Source organism: Cohnella thermotolerans DSM 17683 (assembly GCF_000429825.1).
GTDB lineage: Bacteria > Bacillota > Bacilli > Paenibacillales > Paenibacillaceae > Cohnella > Cohnella thermotolerans.
On the sequence record NZ_AUCP01000073.1, the window covers coordinates 1 to 20,605 of the forward strand.

The 20,605-nt window shown below is 59.2% G+C and carries 21 protein-coding genes; 7 read left to right on the forward strand and 14 right to left on the reverse strand.

All coding sequences use genetic code 11. From position 1 onward, the window contains the following. A partial coding sequence (locus tag G485_RS0114195; protein ID WP_027093101.1) for an IS256 family transposase occupies positions 1 to 323 on the forward strand: 323 nt, incomplete at its 5' end. A 117-nt stretch (positions 324 to 440) separates the two neighbouring features. On the opposite strand, the gene G485_RS0114200 is transcribed toward G485_RS0114195, so the two are convergent. The 3 genes from G485_RS0114200 to G485_RS28465 all read right to left on the reverse strand — a co-directional run bounded on the left by G485_RS0114200 (position 441) and on the right by G485_RS28465 (position 3,354). Then, complete coding sequence (locus tag G485_RS0114200) at positions 441 to 1,661, reverse strand: IS110 family RNA-guided transposase (protein WP_027093102.1); 1,221 nt, start codon at positions 1,659 to 1,661, stop codon at positions 441 to 443. 649 nt (positions 1,662 to 2,310) lie between these two features. Further along, entirely contained in the window at positions 2,311 to 2,670 is a 360-nt protein-coding gene (gene erpA / locus G485_RS0114205; RefSeq protein ID WP_027093103.1) for an iron-sulfur cluster insertion protein ErpA, read from the reverse strand. 222 nt (positions 2,671 to 2,892) lie between these two features. Continuing rightward, positions 2,893 to 3,354, reverse strand: a complete 462-nt coding sequence (locus tag G485_RS28465; RefSeq protein ID WP_051318289.1) for a hypothetical protein — start codon at positions 3,352 to 3,354, stop codon at positions 2,893 to 2,895. 286 nt (positions 3,355 to 3,640) lie between these two features. Between G485_RS28465 and mqnE the strand changes: the two genes are divergently transcribed. Both mqnE and G485_RS0114220 read left to right on the forward strand, forming a co-directional pair. After that, positions 3,641 to 4,744, forward strand: a complete 1,104-nt coding sequence (mqnE, locus tag G485_RS0114215; RefSeq protein WP_027093104.1) for an aminofutalosine synthase MqnE — start codon at positions 3,641 to 3,643, stop codon at positions 4,742 to 4,744. Positions 4,745 to 4,994: 250 nt separating this feature from the next. Next, the gene (locus G485_RS0114220; protein ID WP_035156308.1) at positions 4,995 to 6,050 is read left to right on the forward strand and encodes an NAD(P)/FAD-dependent oxidoreductase; all 1,056 of its coding nucleotides are present in this window, start codon (positions 4,995 to 4,997) and stop codon (positions 6,048 to 6,050) included. A gap of 7 nt (positions 6,051 to 6,057) precedes the next feature. Here the strand turns inward: G485_RS0114220 and G485_RS0114225 are convergent, their stop codons facing one another. After that, a complete protein-coding gene (locus tag G485_RS0114225) occupies positions 6,058 to 6,324 on the reverse strand; it encodes a YuzB family protein (RefSeq protein ID WP_027093106.1) in 267 nt (88 codons plus the stop codon). Between the two features lie 85 nt (positions 6,325 to 6,409). Between G485_RS0114225 and G485_RS0114230 the strand changes: the two genes are divergently transcribed. Beyond that, positions 6,410 to 6,655: a NifU family protein gene (locus tag G485_RS0114230; protein WP_027093107.1), complete on the forward strand. Its 246-nt coding sequence runs from the start codon at positions 6,410 to 6,412 to the stop codon at positions 6,653 to 6,655. A gap of 142 nt (positions 6,656 to 6,797) precedes the next feature. Here the strand turns inward: G485_RS0114230 and G485_RS0114235 are convergent, their stop codons facing one another. Both G485_RS0114235 and G485_RS0114240 read right to left on the reverse strand, forming a co-directional pair. Next, positions 6,798 to 7,610 (reverse strand): SDR family oxidoreductase, encoded by an 813-nt coding sequence (locus tag G485_RS0114235; protein ID WP_051318290.1) that lies wholly within the window; start codon positions 7,608 to 7,610, stop codon positions 6,798 to 6,800. Further along, on the reverse strand, positions 7,600 to 8,319 hold the full coding sequence (locus tag G485_RS0114240) for a Cthe_2314 family HEPN domain-containing protein (RefSeq protein ID WP_027093109.1): 720 nt from the start codon (positions 8,317 to 8,319) through the stop codon (positions 7,600 to 7,602). Before G485_RS0114240 ends, G485_RS0114235 begins: the two co-directional genes overlap by 11 nt. Positions 8,320 to 8,514: 195 nt before the next feature. Between G485_RS0114240 and G485_RS30435 the strand changes: the two genes are divergently transcribed. Beyond that, entirely contained in the window at positions 8,515 to 8,679 is a 165-nt protein-coding gene (locus G485_RS30435) for a hypothetical protein (protein WP_169732324.1), read from the forward strand. An 88-nt stretch (positions 8,680 to 8,767) separates the two neighbouring features. Here the strand turns inward: G485_RS30435 and G485_RS0114250 are convergent, their stop codons facing one another. Together G485_RS0114250 and G485_RS0114255 are read right to left on the reverse strand one after the other, a co-directional pair. After that, on the reverse strand, positions 8,768 to 10,537 hold the full coding sequence (locus G485_RS0114250) for a UbiD family decarboxylase (protein WP_027093110.1): 1,770 nt from the start codon (positions 10,535 to 10,537) through the stop codon (positions 8,768 to 8,770). An 18-nt stretch (positions 10,538 to 10,555) separates the two neighbouring features. Continuing rightward, a complete protein-coding gene (locus G485_RS0114255) occupies positions 10,556 to 11,497 on the reverse strand; it encodes a COX15/CtaA family protein (protein ID WP_156922357.1) in 942 nt (313 codons plus the stop codon). 363 nt (positions 11,498 to 11,860) lie between these two features. Between G485_RS0114255 and G485_RS0114260 the strand changes: the two genes are divergently transcribed. After that, positions 11,861 to 12,895 (forward strand): C40 family peptidase, encoded by a 1,035-nt coding sequence (locus tag G485_RS0114260; protein ID WP_027093112.1) that lies wholly within the window; start codon positions 11,861 to 11,863, stop codon positions 12,893 to 12,895. A gap of 518 nt (positions 12,896 to 13,413) precedes the next feature. Here G485_RS0114260 and G485_RS0114265 read toward each other — a convergent pair. Then, on the reverse strand, positions 13,414 to 13,821 hold the full coding sequence (locus G485_RS0114265; RefSeq protein ID WP_156922359.1) for a thioredoxin family protein: 408 nt from the start codon (positions 13,819 to 13,821) through the stop codon (positions 13,414 to 13,416). A 34-nt stretch (positions 13,822 to 13,855) separates the two neighbouring features. Then, positions 13,856 to 15,412: a stalk domain-containing protein gene (locus G485_RS0114270; RefSeq protein WP_027093114.1), complete on the reverse strand. Its 1,557-nt coding sequence runs from the start codon at positions 15,410 to 15,412 to the stop codon at positions 13,856 to 13,858. A gap of 143 nt (positions 15,413 to 15,555) precedes the next feature. Between G485_RS0114270 and G485_RS26560 the strand changes: the two genes are divergently transcribed. Then, positions 15,556 to 16,833, forward strand: a complete 1,278-nt coding sequence (locus tag G485_RS26560; RefSeq protein ID WP_051318291.1) for a DUF2515 family protein — start codon at positions 15,556 to 15,558, stop codon at positions 16,831 to 16,833. A 1-nt stretch (position 16,834) separates the two neighbouring features. Here the strand turns inward: G485_RS26560 and G485_RS0114280 are convergent, their stop codons facing one another. The 4 genes from G485_RS0114280 to G485_RS0114295 are packed head-to-tail and all read right to left on the reverse strand — an operon-like array spanning position 16,835 to position 20,494. Next, a complete protein-coding gene (locus G485_RS0114280) occupies positions 16,835 to 18,487 on the reverse strand; it encodes a putative polysaccharide biosynthesis protein (protein ID WP_027093115.1) in 1,653 nt (550 codons plus the stop codon). 9 nt (positions 18,488 to 18,496) lie between these two features. Further along, positions 18,497 to 19,216: a ThuA domain-containing protein gene (locus tag G485_RS0114285; protein WP_027093116.1), complete on the reverse strand. Its 720-nt coding sequence runs from the start codon at positions 19,214 to 19,216 to the stop codon at positions 18,497 to 18,499. Between the two features lie 41 nt (positions 19,217 to 19,257). Next, positions 19,258 to 19,743, reverse strand: coding sequence for a DUF456 domain-containing protein (locus G485_RS0114290; RefSeq protein ID WP_027093117.1), 486 nt, complete (start codon positions 19,741 to 19,743; stop codon positions 19,258 to 19,260). A gap of 7 nt (positions 19,744 to 19,750) precedes the next feature. After that, positions 19,751 to 20,494 (reverse strand): Cof-type HAD-IIB family hydrolase, encoded by a 744-nt coding sequence (locus tag G485_RS0114295; RefSeq protein ID WP_027093118.1) that lies wholly within the window; start codon positions 20,492 to 20,494, stop codon positions 19,751 to 19,753. Positions 20,495 to 20,605 lie beyond the last annotated feature (111 nt).

Here is a 20,605-nt window from a genome sequence, read left to right on the forward strand (position 1 = left end):
ACGGTGAGAAAGCGTCTAAGGCGATGCGGATTTTGGAAGCTGGTTTTGATGATGCTACTGCGGTACTGAGCTTGCCTGAAAAGTATCGTAAACGCCTTCGCACCACGAACAGCGTGGAACGCTTGAACGAAGAAATCCGCCGCCGGGAACGAGTAATTCGCATCTTCCCGAACCGGGAGTCCGTCATCCGGTTGATTGGCGCTTTGCTCATGGAACAGGATGAGAAATGGGCTGCCGGTAAGAAATATCTCGATATGGCCGAGTATCACGAATGGCGTGAGAACAGGCCGAAAACGACTGCCAAAGTGACACGAATTATGTAACACAATCTATCCTGAAAATTAACTCATTGCACGAACTGAAAAAGGCAATACGAAACTGACCCTGAACCTTACAAAAAATGGTTAGGGTTGAAGAACGGCGATGTGTCTTTGTTAGAATCAAGATGCTACGGATTCTACCGTGACCTTTAACCCTAAGGATTCAAGTTTCTTAATTGATTGTCTGATAATCGTGTCGCGTTTTCGTTCCTCGTAATAGGTTGGGCCCAATTCAATGTAAGGTTGTCTACGCTTGAGAATGTAATATGCGATCATCAATATGCTGTGAGCTACGGCTACTGCTGCTCGATTGGCTCCCCGGCGTGCGGCAATCCGATGGTATTGACTGGACAAATACGTATTCTTCGTTCTCCCGGCGGCGCGTGCCGCTTCAACAAGAGCGCTTCGAAGTTTCTTGTTACCTTTACGGGTCGTTCCTGATTTCCGTTTACCGGCACTTTCATTTTGACCTGGACACAGCCCCGCCCATGAACATAAGTGGGCGGCGGATGGATACTGATCCATGTTCGTACCAATTTCGGCCAATATGGTCTCTGCTGTCCGTCTCGCGACGCCGGGGATCGTGTCTAGCAGTTCCAGGTCTTCCTCAAAAGGGAGCATGCGCCTCTTGATCTCTTCGTCCAGTCTGCCGATTTCTTCGTCCAGATAATCGATGTGCCGCAGTTGTGCCGCCAGCATCAGCTTCTGATGGTTTCCCATCAGTCCTTTCAGGGCACGTTGTAAATCTGCTTTTTTGTTTTTCAATCGCCGCTGTGCCAGTTCCGAAAGCAATTCCGGGTTTTCTTCACCGGCGATCATGGCTTCGATCATGGCTCGTCCCGATTTCCCGAGCACATCGCTGGCGACAGACGATAGTTTGATGTTGGCGCCTTCGAGCACTTTTTGAATGCGGTTGACTTCCCGGGCCCGCTCATCAATCAGGCTGCGTCGGTATCGGATCAATTCACGCAGTTCCCGCTGGTCGCGGTTCGGGATGAAACTGCCTTGTAACAAACCGTGGCGAAGCAGATTGGCGATCCATTCGGCATCCTTGACATCGGTCTTGCGTCCGGGCACATTCTTTATGTTCTTGGCGTTGACGACGAGTGTCTGAATGTCCTCAAGCTCCAGCAAGTTGTAAATGGGCTTCCAGAACGAGGCGGTGCTTTCCATCGCGACATGGGTGCACCCGTTGCTTTTGATCCAATCGACAAGCAGGATCAGGTCATCGGTCATGGTGGAAAAGGTCCGGATTTCTTTGGTTTCCGGTGTGATGACGCAGGCCACCACGTTCTTCTTGTGAACGTCCAGCCCGCATACGTGGGTATAAACGACGTCCATACAGCAGAACTCCTTGCGGCGGTAATGATTAAGGGCTGGTGCAGCAACCGTCAAGCGATTATTCTATCCTGCGTGCTCCCGAAAGGGGCAACAATCTGTGGTGCACCTGGTCGCTGGGGCTCTGTCTAACTCACGGGCTCGTAAGCACCATAGTTTGGCGACCTCCCTCGCCAGCCGCAAGTCCATTATACCGCACGTCCCCTATTTTCATCATCTGATGGTGCCGCGTCAGCGGCATGGGGGTCTAACTGAGGGAATTTACACATAAATTTGGACTTGATCTATGAAGAGGCTGTCGCGACTCAAATAAAGATGAGAGAAAAGTATGGGGCGACTTTTGTTCCACGAGAGTAGTATCTTTTTTGTAACTAGGCAAACTTAAAAAAGCGGGACGACCCGGGAAGCAGGCTTTGGTGAGGGTGCTGTGTCCTCAGTTGAGGAGTAAGCATGAAAAAGCCTTCTGAACGTGTATTGGCATCATACACAATCCAGAAGGTCGGAAGCAGCAACCCATTCATTTTGGGGTTATTACCACGCAAAAGAATCTTTGCAGATTGCGGAAATTCGCTTGTAATCCTCAACCCATCTAACACAGTACTACTCGTGAGTGAGTCATACCTCGCAACTCATTAGAAGCCCTAAACCCTCATCAGCACTGCTCCGGCGCGGGCTTGCCCGCATCGGTCGCGGTGCGGAAGCTGGAGCCGCAGCCGCAAGTGGCGATCGCGTTCGGGTTGTGAATGGTGAAGCCGCCGCCCATGGCGGACTCCTTCCAGTCGATCTCCAGACCGCGCAAGTACTTCACGCTCTCCGAGTCGACGACAACCTTCAGACCTTGAACTTCAAGCACCTGATCGTCCTCGTGCTGTTCGTCGTCGAATCCCATTCCATATGAAAAACCGCTGCAGCCGCCTTCTTGCACACCGATGCGCAAGAACAGGTTCGGCGTCTCCTCGGCGGCGAGCATCTCCTGAATTTTAATGCCGGCCGTTTCGCTGATGGCTATCATGTCCGGTCCCTCCTTCAAGCTATGCGACGCTATTGGTCCGCTTAATCTAAGTATACTCCTCGCCGAAGCAAGCCTCAAGAGGCAGCCGGCTCGACGGTTGCGAGGTATTGCCGACAAAAACGTGTTAAACTTAAAAAAATGCGCAAAAAAAGACGGTTTACCCCGAATTATGAATTCCATTTTATAACAGGATTGCGCATCGAATAACAAAACCCGGCGCCGTTAAGCGCCGGGCTCCTCTTCCTTCCATTCGCCGCTCGCGGGAGCTTGCTGAGGCAACGCTTTCAGCTCGATCCGGCAGCGGAAATGGCCCGTTTCGTTGACCAGGAAGTCGGCCAGGCGCCGGAACACGTGAGACAGCTCGGGGCCGGTCGAGTCGGTATCGATCCCGTAGCGGAACTGATCCGCCGGCAGCGCCTTGACGCCGGTCCGTTCCTCGCTGTGGCTCTCCGACTCCTTGATGCGCTTCCATTCCTTCGAAGGCTCGAACTTGTCCGCGCGGCGCACGAGCTGCTCGTAAATTTGCTGTTTTTTCAGCCACATGTAGTATTGAATCGGATTGGACAGCCCCCATGCCTGACTTAAATCCTTAATCGTGTAGGCGGCTCTGTATTTTTGCAGCGTTGCGACTTTGTCCGCTTGACTCATTTGCTCCAATTCGGATAACGGCAGAACGTCGATCAATGGAAACACCCTTCCTTAATTTGTTTTAAGTTACATCAATATAAACATAACCATATTTTGTTTATTATTCAACTTGATTCCCCCTTTTGGACAAAAATATACGCTTCACTGAATTTAAGTTGCCGGGCGAGGGAGAGAAGTTTATAATGTTTACAGTTGTTTACCTGTGCGTAAGGGGACTTTCGGTCCCTTTTCGTGTTCGTCGCTTTTGCAGGCATCATAAGTTCCTTTTTTCACAAAGCCTGCTGCCCTTATTTCAATTTTCGTACGAAGGAGGCACGATCCCATGACGCTCTTGACCGCCAACCCGGAGAGACAAATGGCCGCGATCGCCGACAAAGTCCGAAACGGCGAACGTCTCTCGTTCGAAGACGGGGTCTTCCTATACCGGTCCGACGATCTGCTTACGATCGGACAGCTCGCGAACGAGGTCAATTTGCGCAAGAACGGCAAGAAGGTTTATTTCACCGAGACGATGAGCCTGTACTTTACGAACGTCTGCGAATCCCACTGCGCATTCTGCAGCTTCCGCAAGGACCAGGGCGAAGAAGGAGCCTACACGCTGACCCCCGAGGAAATGTTCGCCTACGTGGATCAGCACATTACGCCGACCGCGCGCGAATTCCACATCGTCGGCGGCCACAATCCCCACGTTCCGTTCGAATACTACGTCGAATCGATCCGTTCCCTGAAAGAACGCTATCCCCATGTGACGATCAAGGCGTATACCGCCGCAGAAATCGACTTCTATTCCCGCATATCCGGTCTCTCTTACCGCGAAGTGCTGGAGACGCTGATGGCGGCAGGCCTGGAGTCGCTGACCGGCGGCGGAGCGGAAATATTGTCCGATCAATACCGCGATAAGATGCGAGTGGAGAAAGCGGGCATCCAGCAATATTTGGAGGTTCACCGCACCGCGCACCAACTGGGGATGAAGACGCCGACGACGATGCTGTACGGCCCCGTCGAGACGATCGAAGAACGGGTGCAGCACCTGATTCATCTGCGCGACCTGCAGGACGAGACGAACGGGTTCCAGGTGTTCATTCCGCTGTCGATGCAGCCGACCAGCCCGAAGGCCGGCATTCGCCGCCGCAATTCGGCTTTCGAAGATCTGAAGGCCATTGCCATCGGTCGACTCATGCTGGACAACTTCCAGCACGTCAAGGCCTACTTCATCAACATCGGCACGCAGTTGACGCAAGTCGCCTTGACGATGGGCGCTTCCGACGCCCACGGAACGATCGTCCGCGAGCGGATCAGCCATGCGGCGGGCGCGTTGACGCCGGCCGGCATTACCCGCGAGGATCTCGTCTGGCTCATCAAGGGAGCCGGCCGGATTCCGGTCGAACGAGACACCTTGTACAACGAAGTAAAGATTTACGACTAAGCAATGCCCCGAATAGCGGCAGATGTTGCCGCTATTTTGTTGTGACGAAATCCGGGGCTCCCCCAAAAGTAATCGGATTTCGCTGCAGAGCTTCGCGTCACTTTTGGGGGCTTCTATCCGGGGCTCCCCCAAAAGTAATCGGATTTCGCTGCAGAGCTTCGCGTCACTTTTGGGGGATAAGTTCCTTGCGTTGCCGCAAGTCAATCAGACCATACTAGTCAGAAGTAAGCATTTGAAGGAGAAATGTGTTGTGAGCAATGTCGTTATTCTTGGCGGAGGCTATGGCGGATTGACCGTCGTTCATGGACTGTTGGAAAACCTCCCCGCCGATGCCCGTCTCTTCCTCGTCGACCGCATGCCGTTCGGCGGGCTCAAAACCGAATACTACGCCTTGGCCGCCGGAACGATCTCCGAGCTGGACATTCGCGTCAAGTTCCCGACCCATCCGCAGCTCGAGACCGTGTACGGAGAAGTGACGGGCGTCTCGTTTGAAGACCGGAAGGTCCATATCGCAGGACGGGATCCCCTTCCTTACGATACGCTTGTCATCGCGCTCGGTTGCACCGACAATTACCACGGGATTCCGGGAGCGTACGAGCACTCCACCGGCGTTCAAACGATGGCCGCCGCCAGAAGAACGTATCATTTGCTCGGCAATACGAAGCCGTACGGCCAAGTCACCATCGTCGGAGGCGGCCTGAGCGGCGTCGAGGTCGCCTCCGAGCTTCGCGAGAGCCGGCCGGACCTCAACATCCGCATTCTCGACAGAAGCAGCCTGATGTCGGCCTTCCCCGGCAAGATTCAGCAGTTCGCCAAGTCGTGGTTCCTCGAGCACGAAGTGGAGCTTCGCTCGCAAGTCCAGATTTGCCGTCTGGAACCCGGCGTTATCTACAACGGCGAAGAAGAGATCCGAACCGACGTCACCGTCTGGACGGCCGGCATTCAACCGGTCGAGCTCGTGCAGAAGATGACGCTGCCCAAGGACAAGCAGGGGCGTCTCATCGTCAACGAATTCCACGAGCTGCCGGACGTGCCGAACGTCTTCGTCATCGGCGACTGCTCCAGCCAGCCGTTCTCGCCGAGCGGCCAGTTGGCGCAGGCGCAGGGCGCGCAGGTCGTCCAGGTCCTTAACGCGCGATGGAACAACAAAGAGCCTCGTCTGTCCCGCATTCGGCTGAAGGGAACATTGGGCTCTCTGGGCAAGAAATCGGGCTTCGGTCTCATGGGCTCGACGCCGATCTACGGCCGCCTGGCCCGCCTGCTGAAGAGCGGCGTCCTCTGGAAAAGCCGCCGCCACTTCGGCTAACGCCTCCTTATAGATCGTCCAGCAGCTTATCCAGAGCGGATCGTTCCGAATCCTGTTCCTTTATGGCGGCGATAATTTTATCGTAAAGGGCGTCGGCCGTCTCGGCGGCCACTGTCTCCCCGTTGACCAGCGCATAAGGGAACAGATAGCATTCTCCGCAGTTGCCTAGGCACCCGTATTCGACCACTTCCACGTCGGGGAGCCCCTCCAGCTTGCGGAGCACCTCGTCGGTGCCGTGATGCATATTGCTTACGCAAAATTCCACGATGTGCATAGGTTATCGTCCTTTCTTTGCCGGACGTCCGTTTTATTTCATCCGATTTTGTACTATAATAGCTTTATGAAAGGAGGAGATGGCGATGAGCGAAACCGCGCAAGACACGATGTACGATGAAGTGCTCGAGGTGCTCGACAAACTTCGTCCGTTCCTTCAGCGTGACGGCGGCGACGTCGAATTGGTCGACGTCGAAGACGGCATCGTTAAGCTCAGATTGATGGGCGCTTGCGGCAGCTGCCCCAGCTCCACGATCACGCTTAAAGCCGGGATCGAACGTGCGCTGCTGGAAGAAGTGGAAGGTATCCAGGATGTCGTTCAAGTGTTCTGATCCGTCGCATTATCGGCATTAAATCCGAGCCGGCCGCCAGCGGCCGCCCGGTGAAGAAGGTCCCGCCAGCGGCTCGCCGTGTCAGCGGGACCTTTTGTCATGTCCGGGAACTTCCATGCCTGCGGCGAACTTCGGGTAACCGTTAACGGCGCTTCACGTTTGCGACGATCGGATCGAGCCCCCCGGATACTTCTATCGTGTTCCCGGTGACGAAATCCGATTCGGGCAGACAGAGAAATCCGATCACCCGGGCGACGTCCTCGCCCGTTCCCGGCCGCCCGCGCGGCGCCTCCTCGTCCTTCAAGCCGTTCACGTCCGTAATCCCCTTCTCCTTAAACTCGCCGCGGATATCGCCCGGACAGATCATATTGACCGTAATGCCGTTCGCCGCTTCTTCCACCGCAAGCGTCTTCGTGAAGGAGACTAAGCCGACCTTCGCGGCTGCATATACGGCCCGATGGGGCCACGAGCGGGCTTCGGCCGCATGCCCGAAGCCGAAGTGAATGATTCGGCCCCATTGCCGCCTCCGCATGCCGGGCAGCACCCGGCGGTCGAGCAGCATCGTGCCGACCAGGTTGCCGTTCATCAAGTAATGGATTTCGTCCGCCGAATAGTCGGCAAATAGGCGACGCTCCCGAATGAACGGACCGGCGTTGTTGACCAGAATGTCGACGCCGCCCAGCTTCTCCTCCGTCTCGGCGACGAGACGCTCGGCTTCTTCCTGCCGGGCGATATCCGCCCGCACCGCGATCGCCCGGCGGCCCAAAGCGTTGATCTCGCCGACGACCTGCTCGGCTTCCGCGCGGCTTACGACGTAATTCACCGCGACGTCGCAGCCGAGCCCGGCCAATTCCAGCGCCGTTCTTCTGCCTAAACCCTTCGCGCTTCCCGTAACGAGCGCCGTTCTGCCCGCAAGCTTCACGTCCGCTTCCCGTCCTTTCCCCTTATCCGTCATGCGCCGGTCCCCGCCCCGTCTTCAGCAAATAACGGAACGACAGGTCGAGCGTCCGGCACGCCATTTCCCAGCCTGCTTCCAAATCGCGCATGTTTGCCTCGATATTTTCCAGGCGCGCGGTTCCCTCATCGGAGTTCAAACTGTGCAGCAGATCGTCCTGCAGCTCCGCATTCATATGGTGAATTTCCGTATTCCGCCTGTTGCGCAGCCTGTTGAGCGCATCCTGATGCTTCTCCTTCCATTCGGCCAATCGTTCGGCCAAATGCGCATGCGGACCGTGCGCGCGCATGGTGCGCAGCACGGTAAAGTAGGAGAAATGCGCCTTGATCTTCTCCGTCCGCAAGCCGAGCATCTCGTTCAGCAGCATGCCGAGCTTGTCGAGCAAGGAGAAAAGGCGAATATAAGTATTTTTGTCATAATACACATGGCGGTAATAGTCCAGCCTCTCCGCGGAAGACATCTCGTCCACGGACGTCTTCGTCATCTTGAGGGCGTAACGGCGAGCCGCGTACTTGCTTTGCTCCAATTCGTCCATGGAGCGAAGCAGTCCCTCCGCCAAGATGGCGTAACGCCGGTACCGGACGGCGGCGCCGGCCTCCCCTGCCCCCTTCTCGTGCATTAGGCGGGCAAATCTCTCGATCGTCTGAACCGTATCCAGCGGATGTCCTTCCCACTCCCGGGGCGGTTCGCCGAACAGCGCTCGCAGCATGAAGCTCCTCCTGATCGTTCCGTGGATAGAAAACATCGGCCTTGTCCTTGGCCGCCCATTATTTCATTGTAACGCAACTAAGGCACTGCGCTCAACCGAGCGGCGGCGAGTGGAGAGTCCCCTGCGCGATACGCATAATCCATCCGCCGGGCGGGAAACTAAAGGTCGTCGTTTCCAAATCAAGGAGGTGGCAACGTGGCCAACCAAAACAACGAAGCTTCCAAAGCGGAAGTCCAGTCGACCAAGCTGAATCAAATGCCGGTTCCGGGCGAGGACGATACGGAGTTCTCCGCGGAAGAAGCCGCCGAAGTTTTCGAGAACAACCGCTCTTCCGCCGCGGAGACGGAACATCAATCCTGATCCCTTTGCGCTTAGGACGGAAAAAGAAGCCTGATCTCCGCAGCAGCGGGATCAGGCTTCGCTTCGTTAAAGCGGTTCTTGCAGTGCGTCACGCGCTTGGGAAATACTCCTTCCACCGCCGGTCGACCAACTCCACGATGTCTTCGCGGGGGAACAGCTCGTCCGGATAGCCGGGCTTCATGCGGGCGTCGATGACGAGCGGCAGGCCGTAAGCGATGTGATGGCGGCCGGCGCGGCTGCTCGCGTAGATGTCGTGGGCCGGGTTGAACCGCGTAAACGTCGTCCATAGAAACGCGGTTTGCCCTTCCGCAATGCCGGCGTCGTCGGCCAGGACGACGAGCGGCCACTCGGTGCCGCGCTCGGACAGCGTCTCCGACAGCCGCGCGGCAAGCTCGGGGTCGCGCTCGTACGACGCGCCTTCCACGACGAGGCAGCCGCGGCAATACGGCTTGATCCGGGAGATGCCGGGAAGGTCGCCTTCATGATATTGGCTCGGCAACGGGCGAATCGGATCGCCGATGCCGAGCAGAACGGCCTTGCTGCCGTGGTTGAGGCGTTTGCCGGTATAATCGAGCGTATCGTGCGAAGTGTGGTCGAACACAAACAGATCGCGCTGCGGATCGAACCGTTCGAGCACCGTCTCCAGCAGCAGCGGGAAATTTTCCAGATCCACCGACCGGTCCGTCAGCATCAGAAACTTCGTCAACGTCAATTGGCCCTGGCCGAGAATGCTGAACGCCGTACCGAGCGCCTCCCGGGCGTAGCTCTCCCGGACGACGGCGGCCGACAGCGCGTGGAAGCCTGTCTCCGCGTACGTCCACAAGCTGCGGACGCCCGGCAGCGCCATCGGGAACGCCGGAGACAACAGCCGCTGCAGAAATTCGCCCAGGTAGTAATCCTCCTGGCGCGGCTTGCCGACAATGGTCGCCGGATAGATGGCGTCTTTGCGGTGCCAGACGTGATCGACGTTGAACACCGGAAAATCGTGCTGCAGCGAATAGTAGCCGTAGTGATCGCCGAACGGTCCTTCCGGCCTGCGGATATGGGGCGAAACTTTTCCCGAGATGGCGAATTCGGCTTCGGCCGGAATGCGGTGTCCGCCGAGCGGGTCATCGACCATCGGAAGCTTGTCTCCCATAATGAGCGAGGCCAGCAGCAGCTCCGGAATGTTCTCCGGCATCGGCGCGATGGCCGAAGCGATGAGCGCCGGAGGGCCGCCGAGGAAGACGGTGACCGGCAGCGCCTCGCCCCTCTTCTCCGCCTCGTGATAATGGAATCCGCCGCCCTTGTGAATTTGCCAATGCATGCCGGTCGTGCTGTCGTCGAACACCTGCATTCGATACATGCCGAGGTTGTGCCGCTTCGGATGGCCCGGCTGCTCGGTATAGACGAGCGGAAGCGTAATGAACGGTCCGCCGTCCTCTTGCCAGCTCGTGAGCGCGGGCAATCCCGCGAGCGGGCGTTCCCGCTTGGAGACGCCCAGCACGGGGGCGGATGCGGCGGACGTCTTCTTCATGCCGACCTTCAGCAGATCGAGCAGCATGTCCTTCTCGCGCCATAGGGCAGAAAGGGTTGGCGGCAACAGCGTGTCCATCGCCCCGACGAGGCGCTGGACCAGATGCTCGGGACGCGGCCCGAACGCCAGATCGACCCGGCGGCTGGTGCCGAACAGGTTCGTGACGACGGGGAACGGGCTATCCTTCACGTTCGTAAAGAGCAAAGCCGGGCCTCTGTTGTCGATAACCCGGCGGTGAATTTCGGCGATTTCGAGCACGGGGTCGACCGGCGCCTGAATGACCGCCAGATCGCCCTCTTTGCGCAGCGTTTCCAGAAACGGACGAAGCGATGAGAAGACCATGTTTCCCCTCCTGTGACGTTAACGGCGAGCCAATTGCCTTGCCCGTACGGCGAGCAGGCATAACGAGCTGAACAGCGCGGTAATGATGATCGTATGAAGCAGGCTGGTAAAGACGTATACGTCGTGGTTGCCGAGCGTCGCCGTCAGCAGCCAGCCGCTCAGCACCTGGGCGGCCACGAGCGCAAGCGACACGCTCCCGAGCGCCGTAAGCTCCTTGCCCGCCCCCTGGCGCCGGATATACAAAGCCAGTGCAAGAATAAAGACGAACAGCAGAGCCGCCGCGACTCGATGGGCGAACACGATGCCGGTGGCGCCGTCCAGATCCGGCACCACCTGGCCGTTGCACAGCGGCCAGCCGATGCAGCCGCCCGCGGAGTCGGTATGGCGCACGTACGCCCCCAAATAAACGACGGCGTAGCAGTAGACGATGACGGCGACAACCGCGCGGAACAGCGCGGCCGGCGCTTTCGCCGCCGACCTTGCGGCCAAAGTCGCGCCGTTCGGTTGTCCAACGCGTTCGGCGGACACCCTTCGCAGCGCCCAGGCGTCGAGCAGCCAGGTAAACGTGAACGCAATCATCGAGATGCCGAAGTGAATGGCCAGCACCGCGTCGGACGTCGGCCAGACGACCGCCGCCGCTCCCAGCAGCGCCTGGGCGACCGTGAACAACAGCGCGCCGCTGGCGTATACGACCGCTTCCTTGCTTCTCGGCTTGATCAACAGCGTAAAAATAAACGCAGCGCCGACCAGCAAGCCTTCGATTCCGCTCACCGCCCGGTGCGAATATTCGACCATCGATTCCAACGTATAGGCAGGCACGAATTTCCCGTTGCATAATGGCCAGTCCGTACCGCAGCCGCGGCCGGACTCGGTGTTCGTAACGACGACCCCGACGACCAGAACGAGGAACATGCCGATGCAGGTCCATAATGTCAATAAACGATATCTTTTTGCGGTCATGCCCATCCCCGGTTCCTTAGTTAAAGTAGGCTCAGATGGCCATCCTCATTATACCGGACCCCTGACGACAAAACCATGTTCAAACTGTGACACATAGGTGCCGAACCTGTGTCAGCATGACGCCAAAAGGAAAAGCGGTGTGCAAACTCATAGAGGGAATTGATGGCAAGCATCGTTCCGCAACGCCTGCCGGATGAGGCCTCTTGTTCTTTCGTCCTAGTTTGCGATTGGCTCCATTTCCCCATTGAGGCACGCCTTATTAAGCAATCCGTCCCATGGAAAGCGGGACAAGGCCCCCTATAATGGACGTTGACAGAGCGAAGCTTGTCGCATCGACAACCTTTCATGGGAGGAATGAAAGACATGAGACAGAAGTTGATGATCGCGCTAGCCGCCTCGATGCTGGCCGCAGCCGTTCCCGTCGCCGCGAATGCGTCCGTTAAGGAAGGTTCGGCCCGGATCGTATCGACCGTCAGTTTCCGCACGGCTCCGAGCACCTCGTCCGATGTCATGCGTTATTTGAAAATAGGCGAATCGGTCGCCGTGCTGGAAAAGACGAACAATTACTGGTTGAAGGTCAGGGACGGTTCCGGCCAAGTCGGCTACATATCTTCCAGGGCATCCTACGTTAAAATCATCTCTTCCCCTGCGGAAGAAGAGGCCGCAGGAGCGAACGCCGTCATCGTGTCGAGCGTATCGTTCCGCAAGGCGCCTTCCCTGTCGGGAGAGCGTATTCGCTATCTGAAAAAGGACGAGCGGGTGACCGTCACTTCGAAAGTAAACGACTGTTGGTACGCGGTCACGGACGCGAACGGCCAAGCGGGTTACGTCAGCACGTCGTCGCAGTACATCAAGCTGACGGGCGAAATTTCCGCTCCCGCGGGCAGCGGCTCCGGTTCGTCTTCCGGCGGCGCGGGCTCCTCGTCCGGCTCGGGCGTCCCGAACGAAGCTTCGGCGTCGGCTCAAGCCGAAGCCGTCATCGCGGCGGGCATGAAGTATCTCGGGACGCCTTACGAATACGGGTCGGACCGCAATACGACGGCGACCTTCGACTGCTCCGATTTGGTGCGTCAAGCGTTCAAGGACGCGCTCGGCATTACGCTGCCGGCCGATTCGGCTTCACAGGGGGCGTACGTGCGCGGGAAATCCGCGGTGACAACCGATTGGACGAAGCTGAAGCGCGGCGATCTGATGTTTTTTATGGACTATCAGGGGACAAGCCCGTCGCTCTATGCCAATAAAGACCCGTTCGGCACCCGCATCTCGCACGTCGGCATTTACCTCGGCAACGGACAAATTCTGCACACCTATTCCAAGGAATCGGGCGGCGTGCGCATCGATTCGATTCAGGGCAAACACTGGGAGTACCGCTTCCTGTTCGGAGGCAGCGCCCTGTAAGCCGAGCCGTTCCCCGGTTGCGGCGTCAACGCCCGTGTCCAACTTCGCCTTCCCATCCGTGGGAGGGCGTTTTTTCATACACTTGGCGAGCTCTAGCCGGTCATTGGCGGGCTGCAGCAGCAGAAGTGACGCTTCACCGCTCTCTAACCCGACGTTTTCGGATTGCAGAGCGGCGCGGCGAAGGAGCAGCCGCCCTGCCACCCCAAGCTTGCCTCGCTAACGAACCGTATCGTTCTTATGAGCGTCTAAATTGTTTAATTGCCGTTCTAACGAACTCCAGCCACGCTAATGAGGCAAAAAATCGGGAGAATACCGCCTATTGACGGTAATAGCGACGCTGGAGTTCGTTCCAATTTCAAAACCCGTGATTTTGAACAAATAAGATGTACGGGGTTCGTTAAGCATCTCCGATAACGCGGGTTGCCCTCGATATTTTTCGGACGCATGGTTAATCCGTCGTAGAAAAAAAGCCCCGAGCGCAAGGGCGGGTTCACCCGTGCGTTCGGGGCGCGGCAAGCTCAGGCGCTCGGCGCGATCGCTTTGGACACTTCCACCGCGCGGTCGAGGAATTGCTCGATCTCTTCGCGCGTTTTGCGCAGCTTGCTTACGAACCGGACCAGTTCCTTGCCTTCGCGGAAAGCGATAAAGCTCGGGATGCCGAGAACGTTCAACTCGCTGCACAGATCCGGCAGCTCGTCGCGATCGACCTCCACGAACGTCAGCCGGTCGGCGTAGGCGGCTTCCACCTCGGGCATGAAAGGCTCGATAAAGTGGCAATCCTTGCACCATGTCGCCTTGAACACGGCTATCGTCAGTCCGCTCTCTCCGATTTTGCTGCGGAATGCGGCTTCGTCGCGAATTTTCTCCATGTCGTTCATCCTCCTTCTGCGGCCGCGCCGGGCGCAGCCTGCCTCGTTAAACGACATTATACGCCTTCGCCGGAGCCGCCACAAGAGATCGTTACAGATCCCTCGTGATCACGAGCGTGTCTTCGCCGTCCTCGCCCTCGGACAGGCTGTACTTGGCATGCAGGACGCCCAGCAGATCGTCCGCGCTGGCATAGGCGACGCCGTCGACCGCCACGATATCATGCGCGAAGCGCACCGGCTCGCCGTTTACTTTGGCGTTGCGGGTGCCGATCTGGAGCAGCACGCCCTGCCGCGTCGCTTCGTCGCGGAAGCGAATATGCCCGGTTCCGGCGTCGTAGGCGATGAACTCGCCGTCCAACCCTTCCACGGTCGCGCGGATCGGGACGTACAAATCGCCGTTGCCCGCCGTAACGAACGGAACGCCCCAGTCGGAGCCGAGCTCCAGCCGCTGGTCGTCGATCTGAAGATCGTTTTTGAGCAGCCGGTAGATCGTCGAATTTTCCTCGAACAGCTTCACGACCTGGAACGGCTTCAATTCGCCGAGCTTCTCACCGTCGATCGCATTAAACGGAACGTTGAAGGAAGGCACGGCGACGTTGCCGTTGACGTTCCACATCTCCTGCGAGCTGCGGACAGTAACGCCGCGAAGCGGCAGGCCCGACTGTTCGAGCAGACCGGACGAGAGCGTCAGCTCGGTGTCGGCCTTGCGCAAGTGCAAGGAACGGTCCACGTACAAGTCCGTCTTCAACTGAATGCCCTCGTTGAACAGCTCGTTCCAGCTCTTCTCCTGCCGGGCGTCCTCGATGTTCTGCCTCGCCTCCTGGAAGAAGCCGAGCAGCTCTTGTACGGCCTGATCGATCTCTTCCCGGGACGGGGCGGCCTCCTCTTCCGGGAAGCCGATCTCCCGCTTCAGCTCCGGAGGCAAATCGGCCGACCACTGAACGATGTCGCCGAACAGCTTGCGCAATCCGTCCTCATCGCCCGCAATCGAGTCCAGATAGGACGGGATCAGCTCGCCCAACTGCTTGCCGTTCAATTCCGCGTGGACCTTCGTCAGCTCCGTCGATACCCCGTGAATGGGCGCCGTGACCGTCTCGACTTTGACGACAGGCGGATTCGGCAAATGGCCGACCAGATAGGCCGCAACCTCGTGAACGAGTTTCCGGGCCGCTTCCTCGAACGCCCCTTCGGTTGTCTCGTCCGCTCCCCCGTTCAAGCCGGGAAGCAAGCTCTCCGCGCCGGTCCCCAGCGCGTCCAGAACGATCGGGCGCTTCGCGCCTTCCACCTGAAGCAGAAGCTTGCTCTTGTCTTTGTTCAGCGTAAAAGGAATATCTCCCTTGCTCAATTCGAGCGTGCCGGCCGCATAGGCGTTGCCGTATTTGTCGATCTTCGCCTGATCGAACTTCAGCGCCACTTTGCGAAACCAGCCGATCGCCTCCGCCGCTTGCGGATCTTCTTCGGCCAGCTTCTGATCGTCCCAATCAAGCCCAATCTCCACCGAGCCGACACTCTCCGAAGACTTCACCTCAAGCTGGCCCACCATCATGTCGTTCAGATTGACGCCGCCCACGGACTGGCACCCGACCAGCAAGGCGAGCAGCAAGGCGCCAAGCGCCAGCCCCAAGCGTCTTCCACGTTGCGCGAACATCCCTTCTCCTCCCTCTGATTGGCCCCGCATTTCATGAATCGTCCGCCTGCGAAGATTTCGCAGCCGTGACGTGATAGGGATAGTTCGACGCCCATACAGGAAATCCTTCCATTAAGCAGACCGTTGGAGGAAGGAGCGGAGAGATGAGTGCAACCGGCACGGGCGAAGGTACGAATTGGAGGCAACTGACGAAGGCGCTGGCGAAAGGCTGGGCGGCCAAAGCGAGCGGCTTGCGGGGATCGTGGCGTCTGTCGGTTCCGCGCGAACCGCTGCGGATTCGCCGGACGACCGTCGCCGGCGCGGAGGCGGCGCTCAAGCAGCGGCGGCAGCGGGGAAGCCGCGGCGCTTCTTCGATACTGAACGCCGGCAACGCCGAACTCGTCGCCCGAATCCGCGAGGAGACCGAGCGGCTGAACCGCAACAATGTGACGAGAACGGCGGGTTACTGGAACCTGTACCGCGCCTATCCGGAGCTTCATTGGGCGCTGCTCGCCCACCTCGTCTCGCGCAACGGGGGATGGTCGATGACCGATCTGCGGGGCGAGTGGCTCCCGCGGCTGCTCGACGCTTCGGCGGCGGAGGAGCTGTTCCGCATGCTGGAATCGTGCAACGCGCTCATCTTCCGGGACGCCTACCCGCAATTGAAGCTGTACGCGGAGAGCCGCCGCAGCGGGAATAGCCGATTCGCGTTGCTTCCCGCGTTCGGCGTCTCCGCCTTTATGGCTCCGTTCTGGGAGCGTTTCTGGATCGACCGGGACTCGGCCACGCTGACGGTCGCGCTCATCGTCAACGAACAGCACGTGGTCGAGCACAAAGTCGTACAGGATCCGACCTATCGGGATGGCGTGCTGCGTTCGGCCGCGTTGATGGGGCAGCGCGCGCTGCAGCTCAACCAGATCGTATTCCCTCTGGCCGCTCCGGTTCCCGGGGGAGGCGCGGAGACAACGCCGCTCGCCGGCCGCGTGCTGGAGCGGTTCGGCGACCTCAGGGAGCGCATCGCCTTCGGCAAAAGCCTCTACGCCCTGCTGTACGCGTATCCGAAAGTGCGGCAAGGGGCGCTCGCGTTCGCCGAAGCGACGCCGCACAGCGGCTCCCGGGCCGATTATTGGCCCGGCACGTTCTTCGCGGAGCCCGCGGAACGCAAAACCGGCGGGCAGCCCGGGAATCCGGGCCGCGCCGCCGGCGGCGAAGCGATAGAGCGATGGTTCAGTCCCAGGCTGGAAAAGGCGTGGGACGACCGGCCGCTGGGGCCGGTTCGGGAAGAAGACTGGCTGGACGCCTACGGGGAGCCGTCCGCGCTTCGATTCATGCGCGGACTGCGTCCGCCGCTCGTGTTCGACATGACGCGCGAGCACGAATTCGGCCAGCGGAAGCTGCAAGCGGCCGTCATGGCCAAAGCGGCTCTGCTCCCCGGGAATTAAATTAACCGTTCGCCCTTCCCTGCAGCCGGACGAAGGGCCGCAGCAGCTTGCGAATCCGCGCCGGGTAGCCTTCCACGTCCTCGCTCCGCACGACCCGGAACAGGAGGAGCAGAACCGGATAGGCGACGCCTACGATCAAGCCGAACAGACAGGTTACGATCAAATAAGGCCATTTCCAGCCTAGCGGAGCCAGCCATTCCAAGCCGTAATAAATAACGGCCGATCCCGCAGCGACGATTAGCAGAACGGTTGCGGCGAAGCCGGCCCAACGGTCGCCCAGCACCTTCACGCCCGTCAGCTTGCGGATCGTCGTCATGTTCCAGACGGTTACGAAAATAAAGCAAACGCTCGTCGCCGCCACCAGGCCGTAAACGCCGAAGAACGGGGTCAGCGCGAAGCTGAGCGCGAGCTTGACGGCAATGCCGGTCAGTGTATGAACCATCGCCGTCCGCTGGCGGCTAAGCCCGTTCAGAATCGAGTTGGAGGTCATCATCGTAATTTGGAAAATCGTCCCTGCCGTCAGCAAGGCGACGATGGCGCTTCCCGCCGGCGAGCTGAAGAGCAGCCCGTTGACCGCTTCCGCCCCGACGGACAGCACAAGCACGACCGGCATGCCGGAGAACAACGCAATCCTCATTGCCAGCATCCCCTGCCGGCGGACCCGGTCCGCGTCGCCGGCCGCGAACGCAGCGGCGATAACCGGCAGAATGGACGTGCTCAGCGCGATGGCCAGCACCGGCGGAATGCCCGCGATCGACTGGGCGTTGGTGACGAGTACCGCCAGCCATTCCTTCGCCGTCGCGGTTGCGAACCGCCACTCGGACAACGGCACGAGAACCGTCTGGTCGATAAAATAAATCAATTGAATCGTCATCGCTGTCAGCAAAATCGGGATGGACGTGCGGAAGATCGCGTTGTAGATTTCCCGCGTCGTCCGCAGCACCGGCGGGCCTCCGTTCCCGGCCTGCGAGGCCGAAGAAGATGCCGCGCCGCCGATTCCCGCCGCCGAATCGCCGGCTCTCAGCTTGTAGGCGTACCATAACATGACCGCAAACGCCGCGACGCTCCCGAACACGCTGCCCAGCGCGCCGCCCGCCGCCATCATCTTGTTGTCGTACCCTAATCCCTGCAGCGCGAAAACAAGCGCGACGGCCGTCGCCACGCGCGCGATCTGCTCGACGATCTGCGAGACGCCGCCCGCCGTCATAAACTGACGCCCCTGAAAATAGCCCCGCATCATCGCGATGACCGGGAAGAGCAGCAGCGAGGGCGCGATCGCCCGAATGGCCAGCGTCGCTTCCGGCACGTGCGACAGCCTCGCATACCAAGGGGCAACGAGCAGCAGAAGCGCCGTAATGACGAGTCCCGCAATGATCCCGAAGCGGATGGCCGCGCCGTAAATGCGCTTGACTTCCGCTTCCCGGCCGAGCTCGAGCCGCTCCGACACCATCTTGCTGATCGTCGTCGGAATGCCCGCCGTAGCGAACGTCAGCAGCAGCAAGTAGACGGTATTGGCCAAGCCGAAGGCGTTCTGGCCAACCGTGTCCATGGCATATTCCAGCGGCACCCGCTGGAATATGCCGAGCACGCGAGCCACCATGGCGGCGGCCGCGAGGATGATCGTTCCTTTAATAAGCGAATCCTTCTTCACCATGGCCGCGGATCAACCCAGCTTTTCAAGCGGCGGATGATTGCCCCGAACCGGCTTCGCCCCGCCGGGCTGCGCCGCCCAGCGCGCACCGTTGGCGATGACGCGGCGAACGAGCGGATGATAGTAGGTCGGGTACGTCTCGTGGCCCGGACGGAAATAGAAGATTTTCCCCTGTCCCCGACGGTACGTGCAGCCGCTGCGGAACACTTCGCCGCCTTCGAACCAGCTGACGAACACGAGCTCGTCCGGCGCGGGAATGTCGAAGTGCTCGCCGTACATCTCCTCCGGCTTCAGCTCGAAATATTCGGGCAGCCCCGCCGCGATCGGATGCGCCGGATCGACGACCCAGATGCGCTCCTTCTCGTTCGCCTCCCGCCATTTCAGATCGCAGCTCGTTCCCATCAGCTTTTTGAATATTTTCGAGAAATGGCCCGAATGCAGCACGACGAGCCCCATGCCGTCCAGCACCCGCCGGTGCACGCGTTCGACGATGTCGTCGGCGACGTCGTCGTGCGCCATATGCCCCCACCAGACGAGCACGTCCGTATCGCTCAGCACTTCGTCCGTAAGGCCGTGTTCCGGCTCCGGCAAGGTCGCCGTCCGCACGGCAAATCCGCCTTCCTGCTCCAGCCCGTCCGCGATCGCTTTATGCAGGCCGTCCGGATAAACCTTGCGAACTTCCTCGTGAATTTGCTCGTGCTTGAATTCGTTCCATACCGTTACCTTGATCAACGACGATCTCTCCCTCGCAGCTCTAAGCTAAATGCCCTCTTTCAATGAACGATCAACCAAATGACAAAGATCGCGATCATCGCCAGTTGCAGCACGATCTTGACGACCGTGCTCGTGAACAGACCGACCATCGATCCCCAGCCGACCTTGAGCGCCCGGTCCATGGACGATCCGTGCACCAATTCGCCGAGGACGGCCCCGGCGAACGGTCCGATGATGAGACCGAACGCCGGAATGAGGAACGGGCCGATCATGATGCCGATCGTGCTTCCGACGACGGAAGCCTTGGAGCCCCCGAATTTCTTGACGCCCCAGGCGCTCACCGCATAATCCGCCACGAACAGGACGATCACGATCAGCGTCTCGATCGTCCAGAACCAGAAGCCGAACGGATGGAACGTCATGAACAGACCGTAAGCGAAGAAGGCCGCATAAATCGCGATCGCGCCCGGGAGAACCGGATATACCGTTCCCGCCATGCCGATCGCGAACAACAGGACGACGACGATCCATCCTACGAGTTCCATTCGCGCTTCACGCCCTTAGCACATAATCTCGGATCACTTGCGCGACCCCGTCTTCGAGATTGCTTCCGGTTACGACGTCCGCCGCCGCCTTCACTTCCTCCTGCGCGTTGCCCATCGCCACGCCGAGCCCGACCGCCCGAATGGCGGCCAGGTCGTTCAAGCTGTCCCCGACCGCCACCGCTTCGGACATCTTGTAGCCGAGCATCCGGCACACTTCCTCGATCGCCGCCGCCTTCGTGACTCCCTTCGGGTTCACTTCGATGTTATAAGGAGACGAATTGCTGAGCTCGAGTCCGTCCCACTCACGGATCTCGCCGAGAATGGCGCCGAGGACCGCCAGGTCTTCCGTGTAGAAGCCGAACTTCAGCCATTCCCGGGCGAGTGTGTCGTCCACCCACTGCTCTTTGTTGTAGATGCCTTGCGTGGAATACGCCCAGAACCAGACGTCCGGATGCGCTTCGGCCAGCTTGTGGAGCTGGAGCACCTTCTCCGCGTCCAACGTCCGGCGCCGGTGCAGCGCATGCGGCCGGCTCCAAATCTCGCCTCCGTTGACCGTGATCATCGGAGAGTCGAGCCCGAGCTGCTCGACGAACGGAAGCGCGCTCTCAAATCCCCGTCCCGTCGACACGCATACCGTGACGCCGGCTTCGCTCGCTCGCCGGATCCATTCCACATTAGCTTCACTGATCTCGCTTCGGTCGTTCAACGTCGTGCCGTCCAAATCCAGCGCCAGAAGTCGATATTTTCCCAATAAACAAGTCCACTCCTTCAACAGCGTCTGCCCTCAATCGTTCAACGACATTTTATCACAAAAAGGCCGCGAACACGATTGAGCGGCCGGCGCTCGCCGCGAACGCCAAAC